The organism is Pseudomonas sp. R62 (assembly GCF_000257605.1).
GTDB classification, from domain to species: Bacteria; Pseudomonadota; Gammaproteobacteria; order Pseudomonadales; family Pseudomonadaceae; genus Aquipseudomonas; species Aquipseudomonas atacamensis.
Genome location: NZ_JH635999.1, coordinates 1,667,305 through 1,670,653, shown reverse-complemented (window position 1 = coordinate 1,670,653; position 3,349 = coordinate 1,667,305). Strand labels below are relative to the sequence as shown.

The 3,349-nt window shown below is 56.9% G+C and carries 8 protein-coding genes; 3 read left to right on the top strand and 5 right to left on the bottom strand.

Annotated elements, in window-relative coordinates; all coding sequences use genetic code 11:
• The 3 genes from OQK_RS25480 to OQK_RS25475 all read right to left on the bottom strand — a co-directional run.
• A partial coding sequence (locus OQK_RS25480; RefSeq protein WP_016774927.1) for an alpha-ketoglutarate-dependent dioxygenase AlkB occupies positions 1-459 on the bottom strand: 459 nt, incomplete at its 3' end.
• Between the two features lie 7 nt (positions 460-466).
• Positions 467-637, bottom strand: coding sequence for a hypothetical protein (locus OQK_RS30845; protein ID WP_016774926.1), 171 nt, complete (start codon positions 635-637; stop codon positions 467-469).
• 28 nt (positions 638-665) lie between these two features.
• Positions 666-968, bottom strand: coding sequence for a DUF1883 domain-containing protein (locus OQK_RS25475; RefSeq protein WP_007912251.1), 303 nt, complete (start codon positions 966-968; stop codon positions 666-668).
• A gap of 211 nt (positions 969-1,179) precedes the next feature.
• Here OQK_RS25475 and OQK_RS25470 point away from each other — a divergent pair, with 211 nt between their 5' ends.
• Positions 1,180-1,536 (top strand): hypothetical protein, encoded by a 357-nt coding sequence (locus tag OQK_RS25470; protein WP_016774925.1) that lies wholly within the window; start codon positions 1,180-1,182, stop codon positions 1,534-1,536.
• A 72-nt stretch (positions 1,537-1,608) separates the two neighbouring features.
• On the top strand, positions 1,609-1,839 hold the full coding sequence (locus tag OQK_RS25465) for a hypothetical protein (RefSeq protein WP_016774924.1): 231 nt from the start codon (positions 1,609-1,611) through the stop codon (positions 1,837-1,839).
• Between the two features lie 3 nt (positions 1,840-1,842).
• Here the strand turns inward: OQK_RS25465 and OQK_RS25460 are convergent, their stop codons facing one another.
• Both OQK_RS25460 and OQK_RS25455 read right to left on the bottom strand, forming a co-directional pair.
• Positions 1,843-2,130 (bottom strand): hypothetical protein, encoded by a 288-nt coding sequence (locus OQK_RS25460; protein WP_016774923.1) that lies wholly within the window; start codon positions 2,128-2,130, stop codon positions 1,843-1,845.
• 144 nt (positions 2,131-2,274) lie between these two features.
• Positions 2,275-2,460: a hypothetical protein gene (locus tag OQK_RS25455; RefSeq protein ID WP_016774922.1), complete on the bottom strand. Its 186-nt coding sequence runs from the start codon at positions 2,458-2,460 to the stop codon at positions 2,275-2,277.
• A gap of 258 nt (positions 2,461-2,718) precedes the next feature.
• Here OQK_RS25455 and OQK_RS25450 point away from each other — a divergent pair.
• Positions 2,719-3,349: UTP--glucose-1-phosphate uridylyltransferase (locus tag OQK_RS25450; RefSeq protein ID WP_016774920.1), on the top strand; the 631-nt coding region annotated here is incomplete at its 3' end.

Genomic DNA, 3,349 nt, shown 5'->3' with positions numbered 1-3,349 from the left:
CGAAACGATGGGCGCGGCATAACCCTTTTCGTCCTTGTCCTGATGCAGCGACATCTTGGCGCCGGGGACGTATTGGTTGATCAGGCAGGAGTCGGCCTGAAAACCCGGGAAGCCGGCGCGTTCCGCCGCCTCGTGGGCCAAATCGGCAAACACCGCCGGCATCGATGGCCACGGAAAGCCGCTGAGTGGATCTACGCTGGAATAGCGGTAACCGCTGCGATCAGTGATCCAGCCCAACTGCCCGCAACTGCTGGTGCCGACCGACATGCTGAAACCGCCGGGCGTGACCATGTGGCGTAGCGGGGCGGCGACAAGAATGGCTTCGAGCTCGGTCAGCAGTTGCTCGACCTGCGGCAAGGCGAATCCGCGCAGCACCCACGATTGTTCGCCGATCTGCTCGGCGCGGGCTTGCTGTACGGGTTCGTTGTCGGCGAACAGGTCAAACGTGGTCGGTTGCATGATTCGGTTACAGCGCTTTGCTGACCTTGATGTCACTGAGTTCTTCGTCAGCGTGCATTTTCTTCAGCGCCGCTTTCGCTTCCTCGTCAGTGCCGGTTTCCAGTTCGGCGAACTCGAAACGCTGTTCACCGTCCAGTTTGTACTTGATCACGTATTTGGTTTTTTGCGCCACGGTCATGCTTCCCTTTCAGAATAGGCTGCGCGTCTCAGCTCAGTTTAGTGCTGGAACGACGGATGATCTTGATCGAATGGGTCAGCGTCGGCTTGCGCGTGACGCTGATTGCGCGGCGGTTGACGGTGTCGATGGTGATGTTCCAGAAGCCGGTGCTCGGCGCGGTGATACGCGCCGGAAACGTGTCGAACGCGCCGCCGTGGTAGGTGTGACGGCCGCCGTTTTTGAAGCTGCGGAAGTTGGCGTCGTTCATCAAACGGATGTTGCACATCTGCGAACACTGAATGACGACGATGTCGTCTTCGTTGAGGTGCTCGCGCTGGTGAATGAATTTCATGGGCGCCTCCAGAAGGGCTTTTTCTACTAAATCAAAACGATAGCTTGTCGATGGGCGCAGTTTATCAGCCCGCACGGGTTATTATCTGGCCGTCGGGCGTTGCTTTGACAAATTTTGAACAAAACTTCGCCATGGCAGGCGGGTTAAATGCACAAGGCCCCGGAGAAAAGCGGCATTTGTGCTGTCGGACGGTCTTTAACGGAGGATTCATATGAAGTGGGGTGTGGTGTGTGTGCCGTTGATTCTGGCGATGGCCGGTTGTGCGAATGTTTCCGAAATCAATGAAACGCTGCCAACCATGAGCGTAATTTCCGGCAAAAAGCCCCAGGAGTATGCGCAGTGTCTGACCGACAAGCTCGCTGACAGTCGTGGTGCGTTGCAAGTCCAGCCGCAGAAGGACGGTGTACGAGTCATCGTTCCCGGCAAACTTTCGTCAGGCCCGGCAGCCGTATTTGATATCGAAGATCGCGCCGGCGGCAGCAGCATCAAGTTGCATGAGCGCATGTCCAACGTGCCGGTTCGCCCTCGCGATGTGCAGAAAGCCGCGAACGCCTGTATTTCCGGCTGATAGACTAGCGAACATCAGCACCCGATGCCGTCACAGTCCTGCTGTGGCGGCATTGTCATTTATGGAGTCGCGATGAAGCGAGAGCACGTGCGGGAGCGCCACGCAGAGGGCCTTATCTCTGCCACCCATGTCATCCAGAACCCGGCGAATCCGGGTGAATGGATCGTGTTTTTCAAGAAAAGTGCAGGGCGCAGCTACTTTTTGGTGGATGACAATGATGAAGTCGAGTCCTTCAATCGGCTTGATGATCTGATCGAGGTCGTCCGTGGCCTCGGGATCAAGTTTGCCGAAATCCACATGTAAGGCTTACTTGCAGACGACCACGACGTTGCGGGTCTTGTAATTGCCAACGTCAACGCCGAGGGTTTTGTCATCTTCCTTGGGCGCCGGCGTGCCATCGGTGCCGACGATGCGATAACCGGTGCCAGCGCAGGAGGCATCGGCCTTTTCGTAGCACATGGCCCAGGAGTTGGCTTCGCCGGAACAATCGATGCTCAGGCCCTGTTCGCCATTGTTCAGATAGGTGGGCTGCGAAGTGGCACAGCCGCTCAGTACCAATACCGCGAAAAGCGGCTGCAGTTTGTTCAGGTTCATGGTTGCGTGGTCTTCAAGTGGGGGGGGGACTGCATGCTCTGACAGCGCCGCGATGAAAAGGTTATAGCGATTGGCCACTTGTTTGCCAACAAGGCACAAAAAAGCCCTGCATGCTGGCAGGGCTTGGCGCAAGTGCGGGCAGGATCAGTCCTGATCTTTGCCACGGCGCTTGGAAGAAGCAGGTGTATCGGTGAACACCGAGGCTACATCCGTCGCCATCTGCTCGCTGTCGAAAGGCCCGGCGATATGTTCGCCGTTGGTGGTGGTCAGCGTCCACTTGCCGTCTTTCTTGTCGATCACATACCCGTTGATGATTTTTACCGCAGCCATCTGGTCATTCTCGTTCGCTGGTTCAAAGGCGCCATGATAGCGGCAAATGCTCGCATTGGGGGCTGATAAGCGTATGGTGATCCTGTTTGCCCGGATCTTGAGCTACGCTGATTCCGCCGCTGAAATACCCGGATGGAACTATCCGCGCGAATATTTCTCTATGTTGGCATCGGTTAGCCAGCGCGGGGCATTGTAAGGCGCACGCCGCCTGATTAGACTGCCCCGAAACTCGTACACACAGCCTTTTCAAGGACTTATATGATCAAGAAATGCTTGTTTCCAGCAGCCGGTTACGGCACTCGCTTCCTCCCAGCGACCAAAGCCATGCCTAAAGAAATGCTGCCGGTGGTAAACAAGCCACTGATCCAGTACGGCGTTGAAGAAGCACTGGACGCGGGCCTGACTGAGATTTCCATCGTCACCGGCCGTGGCAAGCGTGCTCTGGAAGACCACTTCGACATCAGTTACGAGCTGGAAAACCAGATCAAGGGCACCGACAAGGAAAAGTACCTGGTTGGCATCCGCAAGCTGTTGGACGAGTGCTCGTTCTCCTACACCCGTCAGACCGAAATGAAAGGTCTGGGCCACGCGATCCTGACTGGCCGCCCGCTGATCGGTGACGAACCGTTCGCCGTGGTCCTGGCGGACGACCTGTGCGTCAACATCGATGGCGACGGCGTGCTGACCCAGATGGTCAAGCTGTACAAGCAGTTCCGCTGCTCGATCGTCGCTATCCAGGAAGTCGATCCGCAGGAAACCAACAAGTACGGCGTAATCGCTGGCGAAATGATCCGCGATGACATCTACCGCGTACACAGCATGGTCGAGAAGCCTAAGCCGGAAGACGCGCCGTCGAACCTGGCGATCATCGGTCGCTACATCCTGACCC

Coding starts and splice junctions, on each gene's coding strand:
- OQK_RS30845 (WP_016774926.1), bottom strand. CDS start 637: ATGACCGTGGCGCAAAAAACCAAATACGTGATCAAGTACAAACTGGAC.
- OQK_RS25475 (WP_007912251.1), bottom strand. CDS start 968: ATGAAATTCATTCACCAGCGCGAGCACCTCAACGAAGACGACATCGTC.
- OQK_RS25470 (WP_016774925.1), top strand. CDS start 1,180: ATGAAGTGGGGTGTGGTGTGTGTGCCGTTGATTCTGGCGATGGCCGGT.
- OQK_RS25465 (WP_016774924.1), top strand. CDS start 1,609: ATGAAGCGAGAGCACGTGCGGGAGCGCCACGCAGAGGGCCTTATCTCT.
- OQK_RS25460 (WP_016774923.1), bottom strand. CDS start 2,130: ATGAACCTGAACAAACTGCAGCCGCTTTTCGCGGTATTGGTACTGAGC.
- OQK_RS25455 (WP_016774922.1), bottom strand. CDS start 2,460: ATGGCTGCGGTAAAAATCATCAACGGGTATGTGATCGACAAGAAAGAC.